Origin of the sequence: Streptomyces sp. GbtcB6 (assembly GCF_019091475.1) — a bacterium.
Lineage (GTDB): Bacteria > Actinomycetota > Actinomycetes > Streptomycetales > Streptomycetaceae > Streptomyces > Streptomyces hyaluromycini.
Genome location: NZ_JAGXJL010000004.1, coordinates 384276 through 401777, shown reverse-complemented (window position 1 = coordinate 401777; position 17502 = coordinate 384276). Strand labels below are relative to the sequence as shown.

At 68.8% G+C, this 17502-nt stretch carries 11 protein-coding genes; 8 read left to right on the top strand and 3 right to left on the bottom strand.

The window, feature by feature from the left end; all coding sequences use genetic code 11:
- Positions 1-538 precede the first annotated feature (538 nt).
- From KVT45_RS09755 to KVT45_RS09720, 8 genes are all read left to right on the top strand, one after another.
- Positions 539-2248 (top strand): hypothetical protein, encoded by a 1710-nt coding sequence (locus KVT45_RS09755; RefSeq protein WP_217546092.1) that lies wholly within the window; start codon positions 539-541, stop codon positions 2246-2248.
- Between the two features lie 353 nt (positions 2249-2601).
- Positions 2602-5370 carry a cyclophane-containing RiPP biosynthesis TPR protein HaaT gene (gene haaT / locus KVT45_RS09750; protein WP_217546091.1) on the top strand — a complete coding sequence of 923 codons (2769 nt, stop codon included), beginning with the start codon at positions 2602-2604 and terminating at the stop codon, positions 5368-5370.
- 127 nt (positions 5371-5497) lie between these two features.
- Positions 5498-5701, top strand: coding sequence for a HaaA family cyclophane-containing RiPP peptide (gene haaA, locus KVT45_RS09745; RefSeq protein WP_217546211.1), 204 nt, complete (start codon positions 5498-5500; stop codon positions 5699-5701).
- Positions 5702-5714: 13 nt separating this feature from the next.
- Positions 5715-6875, top strand: coding sequence for an FxsB family cyclophane-forming radical SAM/SPASM peptide maturase (locus KVT45_RS09740; RefSeq protein ID WP_217546090.1), 1161 nt, complete (start codon positions 5715-5717; stop codon positions 6873-6875).
- A 92-nt stretch (positions 6876-6967) separates the two neighbouring features.
- Positions 6968-7447 (top strand): cyclophane-containing RiPP N-acetyltransferase HaaN, encoded by a 480-nt coding sequence (haaN, locus tag KVT45_RS09735; protein WP_217546089.1) that lies wholly within the window; start codon positions 6968-6970, stop codon positions 7445-7447.
- Between the two features lie 569 nt (positions 7448-8016).
- Positions 8017-9222: a hypothetical protein gene (locus KVT45_RS09730; protein WP_217546088.1), complete on the top strand. Its 1206-nt coding sequence runs from the start codon at positions 8017-8019 to the stop codon at positions 9220-9222.
- A gap of 43 nt (positions 9223-9265) precedes the next feature.
- Entirely contained in the window at positions 9266-9775 is a 510-nt protein-coding gene (locus KVT45_RS09725) for a hypothetical protein (protein WP_217546087.1), read from the top strand.
- 783 nt (positions 9776-10558) lie between these two features.
- Positions 10559-11539: a hypothetical protein gene (locus KVT45_RS09720; protein WP_217546086.1), complete on the top strand. Its 981-nt coding sequence runs from the start codon at positions 10559-10561 to the stop codon at positions 11537-11539.
- Positions 11540-11934: 395 nt separating this feature from the next.
- Here KVT45_RS09720 and fxlM read toward each other — a convergent pair whose 3' ends face one another.
- The 3 genes from fxlM to KVT45_RS09705 form a co-directional block, all read right to left on the bottom strand.
- Entirely contained in the window at positions 11935-13158 is a 1224-nt protein-coding gene (gene fxlM / locus KVT45_RS09715) for a methyltransferase, FxLD system (RefSeq protein WP_217546085.1), read from the bottom strand.
- Between the two features lie 87 nt (positions 13159-13245).
- Entirely contained in the window at positions 13246-14421 is a 1176-nt protein-coding gene (locus KVT45_RS09710) for a lanthionine synthetase C family protein (protein ID WP_254646499.1), read from the bottom strand.
- Positions 14418-17480 (bottom strand): lantibiotic dehydratase, encoded by a 3063-nt coding sequence (locus tag KVT45_RS09705; protein ID WP_217546083.1) that lies wholly within the window; start codon positions 17478-17480, stop codon positions 14418-14420. Before KVT45_RS09705 ends, KVT45_RS09710 begins: the two co-directional genes overlap by 4 nt.
- Positions 17481-17502: the final 22 nt, after the last annotated feature.

Below are 17502 nucleotides of genomic sequence, written 5' to 3'. Positions count from 1 at the left end.
CACCCACTGCGCACTCAGGGATCACTATTTGGCCTTGTCAACGGCCTTCGCCATGCAGGCATTAACCAGGTCCGCGCTGCCAGAGAGCACTACGACTACCCTCCCAATACGGACGGCCGTCTGCTTGATCACGCTGCTGCGTCCCCTGGTGGTAAAAGTCAGCAGGTGGGGCTCCACCTCTCGTCGCCCAGCTTCGGGGTGGGCAGCTTCTGCGATGTAGCCGTGGAACGGCGCGAGTTCCCAGAATCCTGAGCCCCGAAGCAGAGGAACCCGTAAGTGAACCCCGCATCTGCCCTGGAGACACGTACAAGTTGGCTTACGGGGTCAGGTCGACCTCGGGGCAGCGCTGCCGTGGCACCACGTGTGGCTGGTCCCTTGGCACGAAGAATTGGCGGAGCCCAGGTGCGCGCGGCGATCGCACCAACCTCGGCCAGCACAAAGTCGTCCGCCACGCGCATCCTGTCGCACCGCCGCCCAAGGCTCAGTAACCTGCGGTTGCACAGGGCAATTGGCGGTGGCAGCGTGGGAAGATTCGAACATGCGCGTGGAGGACGGGCAGTACCCTCATCCCTTCGGCCAGGATGTGGTGGACGCGTTTAAAGACCTGCTCGGCGGGACCCTCCGCCCCCGCCTGCGCCGCGATTTTCCCGCCTGGGTCCTCAAGGCGCCTTTCGTCGAGGCGAACCGGGGCGTGTTCATGTTGCGGTTCATGCCGAAGTGGCAGGAATGGGCTGCCGCCGAGGCGCAGCGGATCGGCATCGACACAAGCGATGTCCTGGCGGGCGAGGCCGGATGGGACCAGTTGACCCTGCTGCATGACGCGCTGCGTGTGCAGTTGCGGCAGATCACTGACCGACGTTCCGCGTTCAGCTGGCTGGTGATTACGCGTCGGATCAACCCTACGGATCTGCTGCCTGCCGCCCGTGCCTCGATCTCCGCGGCCGTGTTGTCGTTCGCCCTGAGTGAGGTGGGGTCCAGCCGTCGCCCGTCCAGGTCGGCCGAGCTGATCACGAGCCGGTGGTGGCTTGCCCCCCAGGCCCTGACCGACCTGGACGAGCTGTGCTCGGTCGGGATGCTGCTGTTCAACGTGTACAACGCCCGTAGGCGCGTGGCCAAGGGCCAGAGTCTCAGACTCCGTGGACCGCACCTGATCCCGGAGGTCACCGACACGGACGACACCGTTGAGCGTGCGATCTGGCTGTACGACGGCCGACTGAAGTTCGCCGGAGGCCGCGGTAACGACCTGGGCTCGTTCCCGAGTCCGGTCACGGACCGCCGCGAGTCTGCGAACATCATCACCTGGGCGGATCTGCGCGGCCAGGACCTTGTCTCGCGCGATGACGTCGCACGACTCCTTCAGAAATACGGCCCAGTCTTCCCGCTCGGCACGAACATCGAGGACCTGGCGCCCGCGGCCTTCTCCAGCGGAGTCGGCCTGACCCTGGAGACCCAGGCCGCCGCCGCAGTCCTTTCAGCGGCTTGGACCTATCTCGCGGATCGCGGAGCCACCTGGAAGTCCGTTCCGGGCGAATGGTCCCAGTACGGCTATCTGCGCTGCCCGCGCGACTGGCTCATCGCTCGCCTGGAAGACGGTCCGGCGCTGCCCGAACTGCTCGGCTCATCCTGGCGGGCGGGCGCGACGGTTCGCGAAGTGATCACGCTACTGGCCCGCAAACAGGTGGTGCTGCCGGTCGGGCGCTACTTCGTCGTCGATCTCACGGGCGCCACCTCGTTGCTGATGCACAGCTTCGAGCGGGCCAAGGAAGGGGCCGCGGCCAACGAATGGGGCAGCTCGTTCGAAACCGCCGTGCAGGCGGCGATCGACACCACACCCTGGAAGCCGACCGGCGCGCTGCGCTCGGTGATCGGCAAGAAGGTCAAGGACGAGAACGGCAATGTGATCACGGACATCGACGCCGTCGCCTTCCACACAGGGACCCTGTGGCTGATCAGCGCGAAGGCATTCCAAGCCGGGCCCGACTACGCGGTTGGTGCCTACGACGCCGTCAGGAGGATCGCGCGTAAGGCGGTGGCGGCGAGCGAGCAGTGGAACGGCTACCTTGAGAGGATCCGCCGGCGTCCATCCGTGCTCGGGGTGGACCTGCCTGACGGATGCACGCTCGAAGGACTGGTCGTAATGCCCTTCGTCCCGTACGTGCCGATCGACTCCTCAGCCGCACAGCCGGTAGGAGACCTCTGCCACGTCTCCAGCATCCATGAACTCATCGCCGTGGCCTTGCGGGCGTAGAGCCGTCCGGATCCCGGCATCCTCCGCGCCACCGACGTCGAGCTGCGCGACCACGATAATCGGAGGTCGGACTGGATCCGCGGGGCGGGTCGCGCCAGGACGCGAGCTGCGGCCTCGGGGTAGGAGCTGTTGAGGCCCAGGGCGGTCAGGTCTGTGATTGCCAGCGGCCTTCGTGGTGCACTCCGTGGCTCAGACGCGCCCTTGACCAAGGTCTACGAGGGCTGTTCCGTTAGAAAAGTTGGGGCGTCGGACTCGGGGGTGGCCTTCGTGACCAGGTCGGTTGGCGGTGCGTGGTGTCTCATCAGCGGCACCGCGGGGGAACCGGTCGCTCCCCTGGCCGCTGGGGCCTGGGTATGAGACTCCGGCGCGGGATCGCGATCGCCGTTGTCGCCGGAGGCGGCGCTGTGACCACGCTGCTGGTCGGGCTCGTCACGAACGCCGTGTCCAATGAGTCGCGGTGGCCCGGCTGGCTGGGGTGGTTACAGGAGCACGCCTGGCTCTCGTTCGTCGTATTGGGCGTGACGATGGCGGGGATGACGGCTCTGCTCGCCGGGCTTTCGGAGGCGCGGCCCCCCGCGCCGTCGGCGAGGTCGGAGGATGGAGCGGGGCCGCCGGGGGCCGCCCAGGTACTGCGTTCGTTGCCACGCGACACCGCAGCGTTCACCGACCGTACCGCGGAGCTGGAGCAGCTGGTGGGCTCGGTGCGTGCCTCGCAGGAGCAGGGCGAGGGACTTCCCGTTCATGTCATCGACGGGATGCCGGGGGTTGGGAAGACCACTTTTGCCGTGCACGCCGGCCACCTGCTCTCCGAGCGGTTCCCCGATGGTCAGCTTTTCGTGAACCTCAACGGGTACACGCCGGGGCGTACTCCGGTGCAGGCCGGCGAGGCGCTCGCCTCGCTTCTCGCGGCTGCCGGCGTGCCGACACAGCAGATTCCTGTCGGGGACGACGTCGGAGCGGTCACGGAGGCCCGGGCCGCCATGTGGCGGAGTCGGCTCGCGGACAAGAAGGCGCTGCTGATTCTCGACAACGCTGCCAGCTACCGGCAGCTGGAGCCGCTGCTCCCCGGTGGGAGCGGCTGCCTGGTGTTGGTGACCAGCCGCAGGCGACTGGTGGCGAACGAGGAGGTGGTCATGTCGGTGGACGCGCTGCCGCCGGATCACGCGGTCGACCTCTTCGTACGGCTCAGCGGGCGGCCGGCCGATGCCCTGGACCGGAATGTGGTGGACGAGCTGGTCCGGCTGTGCGGGTGCCTGCCGCTGGGGGTGTCTCTACTCGCAGCACGGCTGCGGCATCATCCGTCCTGGACCGCCGAGGACCTGCGCGGGCGGCTGCTGGCGGCGCGGGACCGCCTGGGAGAGCTGCGGGCCGGGGAGCGCGCCGTCACCGCGACGTTCGATCTCTCCTACCGGGATCTCGCGCCGGAGCGGCAGCGCTTCTTCCGGCAGCTCGGTTTCTTCCCCGGCAGCGATCTCGACCCGCACATCGGCGCGGCTCTTGGCGAGTTCTCGGTCGTGGTGGCTCGTGGGCACCTCGAAGCGCTCTACGACGACCACCTGATCGACGAGCAACCGGGGAGTCGCTACCGGCTGCACGATCTCCTGCGTGACTACGCTCGCGGTCTCGCCGCCGAGGGGGACAGCATGGACCACGTACAGGCCGTACAGCGTGTGTGCACCTACTACCTGGCTGCTCTCGCCGTCGTAAACGGGCACATCGGGCGCAGTGGTGCGGTAGTGCCACCAGCACCAGACGGCGCCTCGCGGGTGGAGACGCCGGCCCTGGAGTCGCGGGCGGACGCTATGAGCTGGCTGGAGACCGAGCGGGCCAACATCCTCGCCTGTGTCCGGCGGGCAAACGGCCTCGCCCTATACGACCTCGTCGTCCGGCTCGCCGCAGCTATGGCGCCCTTCCTGCGCCAGGCCGGTCCCTGGGACCAGGCCGTCGGGCTCCACCGGACTGCCGCCGAGGCCGCCCGCCATGCCGGCGACCAGCGGGCCCGCGGTGGCGCTCTCGCCGAACTCGGTGTCGTGCGCCGCTTCATGGCTGCCTACCCGCAGGCGATCGAGTCCCTCGGTGACGCCGTGACGGCGTACGAAGCGGTCGACGAACGGCGCGGTAAGGCGGACGCACTCAACCAGCTCGGCATCGTCTGGTACCTGACCGCGGACAACGAGGACGCGGCCCGCGCCCAGACGGAGGCCCTCGCCCTCTACCGAGAGCTGGGCTACCGGCTCGGGCAGGCGAACGCGCTCGCCGATCTCGGCATGACCCACCGGCAGATGAGCCGCTTCGACGCTGCTGTGGAGGCACAGAGCGAGGCCCTGACGATCTACCGAGAGCTCGGGGACCGGTACGGGGAGGCCAACTCCCTGCGAGACCTGGGCGTCGTGCACCGCCTCATGGGCGTGTACGACCTGGCCACGCGGCATCACCAGGAAGCGTTCGACATCTACGTGGAATTGGACGACCGCACACACCAGGCTTACGCGCTGAACGAGCTGGGCGTCATCCGACGGCAGACCGGAGACATTGAGGGAGCGCGGACGGCGCACAACCAGGCCCTGGCGCACTTCACCGAGCTCGGTGAACGGTTCGGCCAAGCGACCAGCGTCCGCCACCTTGGGGTCGTGGACCGCGTTTCCGGGGATGCGACAGAGGCGATCCGGCATCTGGAGGAGGCCCTGGACGCCTACCGCGAACTCGGCAGCCGCGGGGGTGAGGCCGCCTCGCTGAGCGAGCTGGGCGCGGCGCTCGGCGTCGTCGGTGAGCGCGACGGCGCGATCGAGGCGTTCCAACGCGGTTTGGTGATCCTGCGGGGCCTGGGCGACCGGTGCGGCGAGGCAGAGGTACTGAACCACTGGGGGATGCTGCTGCTCACCTCCGATGAACCGACGGCCGCCCGCCGGCACTTCGATCAGGCCCTCACACTCGCGCGGGACATCCGCTGTCCGCTGGAGGAGGCGCGGGCGCTGGAGGGCATTGGCCGCTGCGACTGGACGGTTGACGGACCTGGTCACGGTGTGGGCTCGCTGCAAGCCGCCCTGACGGTGTACCGGCGGCTGGGCGTGAGCGCGGCCGTGGACGACCTCGAACGGTTGCTGGTGCCGCGGTCTGGCTGACACCGACCATGTGGCCGAATTCCCCGTGCCGGATGGGTGGTTGAGGATGCTACGTTTCCGGCTGATCTATCGCTTCAACCCCGTCGCACCGTGCCGCCTCCGGCACGTACCTCACGAGGAGCGTTGAATGCCGTCACCCACGTCCGCCACCGAGCCACGGACCATTCCACCCGTCGGCCAGACGTCCGCAGAGCCGACGGTAGCCGGCGCCGCCGTCCTGGACCGTGTGGCCGCCCGCGTCCGGCAACGGCTGGAGGCAGAGGAGGGCGCGACGGGCCGGTTCGGCGACGGTGCCCACGCGGCTTCGCTCATCTGGCCCTGGCCGCTGTAGGCGCATCTGCTCGATGACAGAACCCGAAGGCCCCGTTCCTTTCCGGACGTTCATCCTTAAGGTCGCCAATCGCTGCAACATCGACTGCGACTACTGCTTCGTCTTCAACTCCAGGGACCAGACGGCGCGGCACCTGCCAGCCCGGATGGACCTCGCTGTGGCCCGAGCTGCGGCCCGGCGAATCGGTGAACACGCCTCCACACATGGTCTTCGGACAATCCACGTCGTCCTGCACGGCGGAGAGCCGCTTCTTGCCGGCGTCCAGCACATGGCCGAGCTACTGGAGGTCGTTCGGGACGGTGCGCCGACCGGGACCCGGGTGCTCTTCGAGCTCCAGACCAACGGGACTCTTCTGTCCGGGGCCTGGCTGGATCTCTTCGAGCGGTACGAGGTCGCGGTGGGTGTCAGCCTCGACGGACCGCCGCGTGCCAATGACAGGCATCGCCTGACCCACGCCGGACGGTCGAGCGCCGCGTCCGCCGTGCACGGCATCGAACTCCTGCGGTCACGGCCGCACCTGTTCGCAGGGCTTCTTGCCGTCGTGGACCTGGCCAACGACCCAGTGGAGGTTCACGACTACCTGGCGGCGTTCGAACCCCCCGTGATCGACTTCGGCCTGCCACACGCGACCCATGACGACCCGCCGCACCGCGCCGACCCAAGCGTGCCCGAGTACGGGCTGTGGATGAGCAGGGTTTACAACGCCTGGCTCGCCCGGCCCGAGTACGGGCACAGCGTCCGGATGCTGGAGGACATCGTCGCCCTCAGCTCTGGCGTACGCGGCTCGGTGGAGACGCTCGGCCTGGCCCCGCCGACGAGCATCGTGATCGAGTCCGACGGCTCCATTGAAGCGGTGGACACCCTGAGGTCGGTTGAGGAGCGCGCCTCCTGGCTCGGGCTCGACGTCCTCCGCCACTCTTTCGACGAAGCCCTGTCGCATCCGAAGTTGCTGCACCGGCAGCACGGCAAGGACGCGCTCGCCGAGCAGTGCCGCGCCTGCCCGCTCGTGGACGTGTGCGGCGGTGGCTACCTCCCACACCGCTTCAGCGAAGCCGAGGGCTACCGGAACCCCTCTGTCTACTGCGCGGACCTGGAGTACCTCATACGACATGTGCAGGGCTCCCTGCGGCAGCACGGCTGGAACCCGTATGCGCGGGCCGCCGCGTCGCCGTAGGCGCGTGTGCCGTACCGCCAAGAGGGGATCACGCGTTGGAACGAGCGAATGCAGCAGCGACCGAAACAAGCGAGGAAGGACAGGAGGCGCCGATGACCGCGACGATCCGTCCCGCGGAGAAGCGGGACGTCCCGGCACTGGCCGAACTGATCGAGGAGATCGAGCGGTTCTACGGGGCTACCGACACAGATATCCAGCCGATCGAGGAGCGCCGCCTCCAAGTGGAGGAAGCCCTCTTCGGCGCGCCACCGCTGGCTTACGCCCTGCTCGTCGAAGACGAGACCGGGGACGTCGTGGGGCTCGCCGCCTATTCGTACCTATGGCCAGCCGCCGGATCCTCGCACTCCTTGTTCCTGAAGGAGCTCTACGTCCGTACCACCCTGCGTCGGCAGGGCATCGGTGCTCGCCTCATGGGTGAACTCCGCTCCTTGGCGGCCGCGCGCCCCGGGTGCAGCCGAGTGGAATGGATGGCTGACCGCGACAACCCAGGCGCTCCCGCCTTCTACGAGGCTCTCGGGTTCACCGAATCCGACGGCAAGATCGTCTACCGGGTCGACTCCGGCACCGCGTGAGGGCGAGTGGGACTGTGAAAGTGGAACGCTGCGAGGAGTGCGGCAGCCAGATCGTCATCGGGCTTGGGTGCGACTGCCCGCCGGGCTCGTCCGCTTCGGCGGCCCCTCGTTCGGTGAAGACGTCCGTGAAGAGGGAGTGGCGTGCTCACCCGGATGACACGATCCTGATCTCCCCAGGGCAGTGCGCGCACCTGCCCGGCTGGTGCGACCACATGGCCGAGGACGATGTGCGACCCCCGCAGTGATGTTTCGCCTGGGGGCAGTTGCCCGGCCGGTTCTGCCGCAGCTGTTACACCTACGGCCAGCTACACGCCGTCGGTGCATGCGTCGGCTGCCGGCGGCAGGTCCCGGTCGATGACAAGCACGGCTACTGCCGCCTCTGTCGGGCTCAGGCGACCTGGGCGATCAAGGCCAGCGGCAAGGCTTCGGTGATCGAGCCGTACCTACGGCGGGTGACCTGCCAGCAGTTGTTCTTCGCGAACCTCCAGCGGCCCAAGAATGGCGGGCCGCGAGTCGGCAAGGCCGGACGGCGCGTGCTGAAACCGTCGCCGCTTCCCGAACCGCATCGCGTGATCACGACGTCAACGCAACTGACGCTGTTCACTGCCACTCGGGACTTCCGCCGGTTCGACCGGGAACTCCACGCCGACCTGGCCAATCCCTGGCTGATCCGGGCCCAGCAGGCCGCTCGGGCGCTGGGAGATGCCCGCGGCTGGAGCCGCTGGATCACCAGTGACGTGAACCGAGCCCTGGTCATCGTGCTGTCCGGCTTCCGCGAAGGTGAGTTGATCCGGTACTCCGAGCTCTTTCCGGCCCTGCGAGTCCGTGGGCTTCCCGTCGTGCGGACCACCGAAGTCCTCGACCGTCTCGGCCTGTCCACCGACGACCGGGCCCCCGCCGTCGACCGGTGGCTGGAGCGAAAACTCGACGGGATGCCCCCTGGCATCCATAGCGCCGTAGAAGCCTGGGTCCGCACTCTCCTCGACGGTGGTCCGAGGTCGGAGCCTCGCTCCCGGCATACGACATGGGCCTACTTGGGTGAGATCCAGCCGGTGCTGCTGGAGTGGTCCAGCCGCTACGACCACCTGCGAGAAGTCACCCGGGAGGACATCATCACGGCCCGGGACGCTGCCACCGGCAAACAGCGCGAAAGCCGGATCGTCGCACTGCGGTCACTGTTCCGGCACGCGAAGAAGAACGGCCAGATCTTCCGCAACCCCACGATCCGCATCCGTGTCCCCCGGCAGACCGGCGGCGTCCTCCAGGCCCTTGTCCAGGCGGACATCGACGAGGCCATCGCCACGGCCACCACCCCAGACATCCGGCTCATCGTCGCCCTGGCCGCCGTCCACGCGGCACGGCCGAAGATGATCCGCACCATGCAGCTGGACGACGTCGACCTGGGCAACCGGCGTATCACCGTCGGCGGCCACGTCCGCCCACTTGACGATCTCACCCACCGAGCGGTCCTGGACTGGCTTGACCACCGCCGCAACCGCTGGCCGAACACGGCCAATCCCCACCTGCTGATCCCCCAGAAGACCGCCGTCGAACTCGGCCCCGCCGGCAAGCTCTGGACCACCCGAGCCACCCGCAACCTCACCGCCACCCTCGAACGGCTCCGCGTCGACCGTCAGCTCGAAGAGGCTCTCACCCACGGCGCCGACCCGCTCCACCTCGCCCTCGTTTTCGGCATCGACGAGAAGACGGCCATCCGTTACGCGGATTCAGCACGCGCGCTTCTGGGAGAAGCTGCCGAGCAGGCATCGCAATGAAACCCACTCGACCCGCCCATCCCACTGAGGAGATCATGGATGGATGTCGTCGACCGAACCAGCAGCCCGCCAGCTTCAGGATCGTGCCGTTCTCTGGAGCATGGGCGAGATCCGCGCAACCGACGTCGTCACTGCTGCCTGTGATGCACTCGTCGCCGGCCTCGACAGTCCTGCCCTGCGGATCCTGGCCGCGTGCACACGCGCGGAGGCGGACTACGACGTCCCCGACCTCCTTCCCCCGGCACTCGACGAACTGGGCCTCACCTTCCACCCAGCGGGCAGCGTTGCCGGACAGGAAGCCGCCGCGCGAGCACTTGCCGCCCGGATGCTGGCCGGCGAACTGACGCCACGCGAGCTGGCTTTCAGGATCCATCAGCGCTTCGGGCACGAACTGCCTCTGGCCGAGCGACTCGCCAACCTGGACGACGACTACGACGTCCTTGAATACGGCGACAGAACGCAGGCGCAGGTCGACGCCGATGTCACGGCCGAAGCTCTTCGGCTTGCACCGCACCCTCGTGTTCCAACCGAACCCACGGATCTACCGACCTGAAGCAGACCGGTGGACCCGTGGGTTCGGGCTGAAGGGGCTTCGGTTTCCTTGAACTCACGGGGATCTGGGCCCTCTGCTCCCGAAGCTGCCGCGAAGTGACAAGTAGCTCTGCGTCATCGATGGTCTGCCGGGCCCGCCGCGCCGGTGACTCTAGCGAGGGAAAGCCAACATTTCAGTTGGGGCGCCAGAGGGCACTCGACGGCCGTGGCATCTGAGGCCCTCGCACCCAGCCCGGCCGCGGGCAAGCAGGTCCCGGGCCGGGCAGGTCATCGGGCGCTGGTCAGTTGATCTTCTGGCTGATCTCCCAGACCAGCCGCAGGAGTTCGATCACGGTGGAAACGATAGTGATCTTGTCGTTGCGGCGACCCTCGGGCCTCCGGGCCGTCGAGCGACTCGTGCTCGGCCGACGTCCGGCACGGCCCGCAGGAACCCGTCCTGGGCGGTTGCTCTTCTTCCTGTTCTTGGCCACTGGAACGGTTTCCCCTCGATTGATCTCGCCGACCTTGCCCAGGCCGGCACCGGGAGCACCCCGGCACCACTAGATTTCTCCATCTGGGACAGCAATCGAAGTCGCCGCGGGCGACCCTTTGGCCCGCATAAAGTCTTCAGTTGCTAAGCTATTTCCGCTGGTCAGCAGGACGTGAGCATGCGGCCAAAGGGTCGATGGTCGATCCGTCAGGGCCAAGAACCCTTTGGCCCGCATAAAGCCTTCAGTTGCTAAGCCATTTCTGCTGGGCAACGGGGCGTGAGCGTGCGGCCAAAGGGTCGAAATAGGGGGTTGTGGTGCCGAGGATCGCAGACCGGCGAGCGGCGCGCCTGGCGGACCTGGAGGAGATGGAGTCGCAGTGGGAGCGGACGACGCGCCTGTGCTCATCGCTGCATACTGCTGCGCCACATCAGTTGAACAAGTTCATGATCCGGAGCAGCTTCTTCTTCACCAAGCCCGACGAGACAGGTACACCCCCCATCGTTCGAATCGCCGCACCCCGGGGGGTAAACCTCCAGCTGTACCTGCTGATCCTCTTCGAGGCCCAGTGCCGGAAGCGCAACGGCTTCGCTGGGCCCAGCCCGCTTCCCCTTAACAGTCGCGAGGAAGTTCACTCCTGGACCAGCCTCACGTTTTCGAAGGCGACGCAGAACGACGCGCTCAAAGTCCCCATCTCCGCTCGGGCCAACCGTGAGCGCCAAGTCCGCTCCGCCCTGAAACGGCTGGCCGACGAGGGACTGATCCAGCGCAACGTCGGCACTCCACCCCGGGCGGTGATGGCGCTCGACGAGTCTGGTAAGCAGCGCAAGGAGACGGCCTACTACCACGTCCCTGATCCCTTCGAAAGCGTCATCACGATCCCCACGGAGTTCGTGACACAGGGCTGGCTCTACCTGCTGACTCCCGCCGAGATCAGGTTCTACTTCGCTTTCCGTCACCTGGAGAAGCGCTACCTGAGGAGGGCGGGCGCCTACTTCTCCCCGGAGGCGCGAACCTCCGAGTACTTCCTGCCCCGGGACGTCTACGAGTCCCACCTGATGCTCGACCGCCTCGGCTTGATCCAGCGCGTTGCGGACCCCAGACGGCGCTCCGACGGGAAACTGGTCGACTTCCCCTCCTACGCCAAGCGTGGAGAGAAGTGGCCCATCCACCTGTTCCAGCTGGGCGACGACACTCTTCTGCGTCAGCCGGCGCACGATTCTGTGAGGCGCGCTTTGCTCAACAGGCCCCGACCCCAGCGGCCCCAGCGGCCCCAGATCGGGCCGTTGTTTTCGTAGTCGGTCAACGTCCCGGCCCCAGCGGTATGGAGCACCCTCATGCTCCCACCGCAAGCCCCCAGGTGCTGCTGGAACTCGTCAACACCGTTCCCCCACGAACTCCGGGTGTTGTCCGCGCTGAACGACAACCGTTGCTGAAACTCGCCCACATACTCACCCGCAGTGGGGGTGAATCGCGAACCCTCCGCACGGGCTCTGGGAACGCTTGAGCAGTGCCTTTCCGGCGACTGCGACTGCGGGCAAGCCGAAGCGGATGGCCGTGCGGCGGTGCACAACCTGTGAGGGAAACCTCGCCCGGGGCTGACCATCGTCCTCCTGCACCACTCCGCTCCCGCTTCGGTGGGCCCGGCCGTTTCTGCTGACAGCCGCGCCCACCTGCGTTGGGATCAGCAGGATCAGTAGGCGATGACGAGCCGCACGGAGGGGCGATCGATCACGGCTCCGTCGGCGAGGTCGCTGTCCGGCGTGTCCGCGGGGTAGGCGGTGATCGCGGGTTCGACGGTCCTGGCCGGGCTCCAGGCACCGATCTGCGCGCAGATCCGCTCGGCGAGTTCGGCACCGGCCGGGCCGTAGCCGACAGCTCCCAGCCGGAACCGGGGTTCGGTGACCAGCGGGTCGGCGGTGCGCTCCAAGGTGAGGTAGGCAATGGAGTCAGCCTCGACGAGGGCTGGGCTCAGAGCGGGTGAGGCGGGGCGGTGAAGGCCCGCTTCCAGTGCCGCGGGCTTCGCGGTGATGCGGCAGGTTGCTCGTTCGGTGGCGCTCAGGCGCAGCCAGACGCCGTCGAAGGACTCAACGGAGCCGACCGTCGCGTCCGTCCAGACGACCGACTTCGGTCGGGTGAGGGCGTCGCGCAGCAGTTCTGGGGCGATGGGCTGGTCCTCGTCCCAGTAGAGCCTGACGAGTCGGTTGTCGTCGATGTAGCCGTTCCGCTCGCCGTCCTGGCCGATCACCGGGAGGAAACCGCACATCCTGACGGAGTCGGATCGCATCCGGTCCTTCTCCCGTCGGAACGCCACGGACCTGGACAGCCCGCGCCATCGCAGCGGGACCACGAGTCGTCCGCGGACCGCGAGCTGGTCCCACCAGGCTGCGGGGAGGTCCCACATGCCGACCGCCGCGATCATTCGGTCGTAGGGGCCGAACTCCGGGGCGCCGAGGGCTCCGTCCCTCGTGACCACGCGAACGTCGGCGTACCCGTTCGCGTCCAGCATCCGGCGGGCGTAAGCCGTCACGTCGGGGGCGATGTCGCACGTGGTGACCTGTCCGGACTTGCCGGTGAGATGACTGAGCAGGGCGGCGTTGTAGCCGGTGCCGGCCCCGATCTCGAAGACGTGGTCGCCTTCGCGGACGGCGAGCTGGACCAGCATGAAGTGCACGACGTCGGGCTGGGAAGCGCAGCTCAGTGGGAGTGCGTCCTCGTCGGGGTTCTCCTTGATGGTCACGCTCTTGTTGGCGTACGCCTCCTGGAGGGGCGCGTCGGGGAGGAAGGCGTGGCGGGGCACGGTCCGCATGGCGGTTTCGACGCGTGCGTCGCGGGGGCCGGAGACGTCCTGCTGCAAAATGGCGTCGACCAGGCGGTTGCGCAGGTCCTCGGGGGAGGCGCCGGTGGTGGTGTTCATCGCGTCCTTCCGGAAGGTGCCCGGCCGTGCGTACGGCAGGGGCAGATCGTACTCAGGTGATCTGGTGCGGGGTGCGACTCACGCGCGTCATCCCGCCAGCAGCAGGCAGCGGTCCCAGGGGGCGGTGGCCGCCGTGTTGACGGGGTCGGTGAGACGGACCAGATGAATGCCCGACGTACCGTCCATCAGGCCGACGCCGTCCGGCAGTCCGCTGTGGTCCAGGTGCTCGTCGAGCCGGGCCCGCAGACGGGGCAGATGGGCCGCGAGTTCGTCATCGACGGCGTCGGCGGCGGCACGGGAGGCGGTCTGTACGAGGCCGGCCCACCCGTGGCAGAGGGATGCGTCGGTGAGCTGGGCGAGCTGCCGGTCGTCGGCCAGGCATCCGGCAAGGGCCTGTTCGGCCCGGCGTTGCCGGTCGCGGTCGCCGAGGGCGATACCGGCGAGTTGTTGGGCGCGGGCGATGCCGGGAGTGCCGTAGCACCAGGACGGACGTCCCGGTACCGAATGCTGGAGAGCGCCGCGTCGGTGTTCGGCCCGGGTGACCAGGCCCGGCCACCAGGCGCGCGAGCCCGTACCGTCGCGCCACTGGTCGAGCCAGCCGCATATCCGGATGATGGCTCGTTTCTGTCCGGGCACCGTGTGGCCGTGGCCCACGGCGGTGGCCAGCAGCGCGAGGGGTCCACTGATGCCGTGGGCCAGACCGAGGTTTCCGTGTCCGCCGGGCCACCGCGGGGACGGGCGCAGGTCGGGGCTGTCGCTGCTCCACCAGCCGCACAGGAGCTGGGACTCGACGGTGATCGGTTCGGTGAGCCGCACCAGATAGGCGAGGACGTCTCGTAGTTCCGTCCGGTGACCGCGGTGAAGGTGGTAGACCCCTAGGCCGGTCAGTCCGCTGATGAGGTCGTACTCGCTCAGGCTGGGCGGTGCGCCACGGTCGATGCGGGCGTTCGCCCGCTTGAGGCGGTCGCGAGTGACGTCGGCGAGGTGTGAGTCCAGGGTCGCCAGGGCGCGGGTGCCGGTGTCCGTGTGCGTGAAGCTGAGGACGTACGCGACGGCTGGCGCGCCCTCGTACAGGCCGCATGCCTCCGGGGCGGCCTGTATCGGGCCCTTGACCATGGCAGCGGCCCACGGCCGGAGCGCATCCGTGTCGTCTTCGCCGGTGTGGGATCTGACGGCATGCAGCAGGGCGGCTCCCGCCGCGCCGGAGTACAGCGACTGGCCCCAGCCGGGCCTGGTGGGTGTGGGCGACGCGTCGTGGTTCATGGGTGGCTCTCCCCCAGCCGGGCGGTCCACGCGAGAGCGGACTGACGGGCCAGGCGGCGGCAGATCCGCTCGTCCTCCCGGTCCAGGCCGCGCAGGCGGTTGTGGTGCATGTGCAGCAGGGACTCCAGAACCGAGTCGAGGTCCATGTCCTTGGCGAGGTGTTCGCGATACAGCGTCAGGGCCACGGCGCGGCGGTGCCACGCTTGGGCGAGCGCTTCGCCCCAGCCGCGGGCGCGGGGCGTGGTGTGGTGAACGAGGTCGATGGTCTGGTCTCTGGCGTCTCGCTCGACTCGGGCCGGAGGCGCGGGACGGTTGGCCAGCCAACGCATGCCCTCGTCGGGACCGAGCAGGCCGCAGGCGATGTCCACCATGCCGGCCGCGGCCAGTGCGCGTCCGTCGAGGCCGTCGACGCCGTCGCCTCCCAGGCCCTGCAGGGCGGCGAGGGCGTAGGCCGAGTCGGCGGTGAACACCGCCTCCGCACCGCGCAGGGCGGCGCCAGGGCCGTAGCGGCCGATCTCTGGGGTGTAGGTGTCGAACACGAGCCTGCTGCTGAGCCCCTCGTGGCGCAGCCCGGCGGCCCATCGGGCGACGAGCTCGGTATAGGCGGCGTACTGCCCGGGGCTTCGGGTGCGGATGCGCAGGCGCAGGTGGTCGGGGTCGTGCGGGGTGCGGTAGCGGACGAACCACCACTCGGGTCCGCCCTGGAGCTGGGCCGTGAGCCTCGCGAGGTGGGTGCCGATCAACTCATGGAACTGGTCGGGGTGCGTGTAGATCTTGGCGTTCAGCCAGGGTGCCCACACCGACCCCGGTACAGGCCCGAGGGTGCTGTTGGTGAGCACGGGGAGGGAGCCGGAAAGCGGGTCGGGGGCCGGCGGGCTGGTGCTGGTCATCGGCATGGCGATCTCGTGGACATGGCCGCCGATCCAGCCGTAGCTCTCCTCTTGCGGCGCCTCGGTGAGCACGGCCTGGTCTTCCCTGGCCAGGTGGGCTCGCAGAACCGCCACGTGGGCGGGCACGTCGAGCCGCAGTCGCCGTGTGCGGTCGTCCTCCCGCAGCTCGACGGCATCGGGGCAGTGCCACCGCTTCCGCCAGCGGCTGAGGGCGTCCGCCCACTCCCGGGTGTCCGTACCCCGGCCTGGGAGGGCGTCGGCGCTCAGGTTCCAGCGGCCAGGAGAGAGGATCACTCGCCCGTAGCGGACGCGTGGCAGGAACGGTAGCCGTGCGCCGTGCGGACCCCAGTCGAAGCCGGTCCAGACGGGGCCGAAGGCGCGGGTCAGGTGCGCCAGGAACCGGGCCAGGGGCGGAGGTTGCTTGTCCAGGGCCATGGCGTGGAAGACCTGCGGGTCCACGACACGACGGCGGGAGATGCTGACCAGGTACAGGCGGGTGTGCGTGGCCGTGACCGCGAGGTCATCGATGTCGATGAGCGTCGGCACGGTGTCGGCAGAGCTGCGGTGCTCGCCCAGTGGGATCACGCGCGGGAGATAGGCGGGGATGCGGGCGACGTTCTCGGTGTGCGGGTACAGCGGCGCGAAGGAGAGCTGCGCGGTCAGCGCGTTCTCGACGCTCGCGGGGACCTGCCGGTAGATCTCGTCGAGTCCCGAGCCGGTGGCGACCGGTGAGAACCGGGACGTGAGCGTTCCCGCGGCGCGGGCCGGCGTCACAGTGAGCGTAAAGTCCCCACGCTCCAACGCGGGCAGACTGTCGGCGTGCAGGCGCGCGCACATCTCCACGTGAGGCGGCACCTCCCGCGCGGCGATCGTCTCGTCGGCCAGGCGGTCGATCATGTCGTCGGTGAGGACGATCTCTCTGCCACCGTCGGCCCTGGCCTGCCAGGCCAGGGCCAGCAGCTGCTCGTCCCGCTCGGAGACCACCGGTGGCGGCGCGGTCATGCGGCTGCCGGGATACTCGGCTGGGTAGCCGAGCCCGGACGCCGCGTCGACGACCTCCTTCACCGGCACCAGCGTGCCGGTGCCGTACCGCTCCCAGAACGCGACCTGGTACTCCTTCCACACACCCTGGCCCGCCGGTCGGCGCGTCAACCGCAGCAGCGCATCGGCGGCCCGCTCCATCTCGCGCGCGACGCTCTCGGGGATCCGTACGTCGGCGTCCAGCCGCAGGTCGATGGCGAGAGGGCTTCGGCCCGCGCCGGAGAGCCGGCGCAAGAGCGGCGTCAGCGCCTCCCGTTGGGGCGCCTGGCGGTCCGCGGGAAGCCGGTTGTGCTCGTGCACGGCGCGTCGCACCGCTTCCAGTTCGGGTAGGACCTGCGCGGCCTCCGGCACCGTACCGACGTCCACGCCGTGCAGTCGCTCGATCAGGTGGGACAGCGGATCGGTGTCGGTCATCGGCGGGCGCAGGCTGGTGATCAGGAACTTCTCGCGCACCAGCGTGCCGAGCAGTGTGGTGATGTGGCGCGGCTCGGTTCGGGGAAAGGCGGAGGCCAACTTCTCGGCGAGAGCGGCGAAGCGGACCGGCTCGCGCGCGAGGTCCTCGATCCAACGGACCGCGCTGGTGCGCCGGACGGTGGCCCCCATCGGTCCGCCGTGCGGGACGTGCAGGCGTCCGCCTCGGCGTGCCGCCAGATTGTTCAGGACCACGTCCAGGCGTTCCAGCAGGTCGGGGCTCGCCTCCAGACGAGCGACGACGTCGTCCAGCCACTCGGTGTCCACCCGCACCACGGCCCGGTGTGCGTCTCCCCATCTCGCGTACGGTGTGGAACCCACGCCGACCGGCGCCACCCCGGCGAAGAGGCCGAACGGGGTCGGCCGCCCGGTGGCTCGCAGCGCGTAGCGGACGGTGGCCAGGGCCGCGCGCCGGACCTGCTTGGGACGTGCCGGCTGCCCCCCGCGGATCGCGTCGACCCGCGTGGCAAGGTCACCACTCGTCTGCCGGACGGCGTCGGCGAACCCCTCGTCGGCCCACACCTGCTTCAACCATCTGCGGCAGGCGTCCGTGTCGGCCGGATCGGGCCACCATTCCGGCAGGCTCGTCAGCGGCATCGCGGCGGCCCGGAGCAGGGCCGTGCCCGTGTGCTGGTAGAGCTTTTCGTCACTTCCCATTTCCAGTGCCTCCGCCATAGTG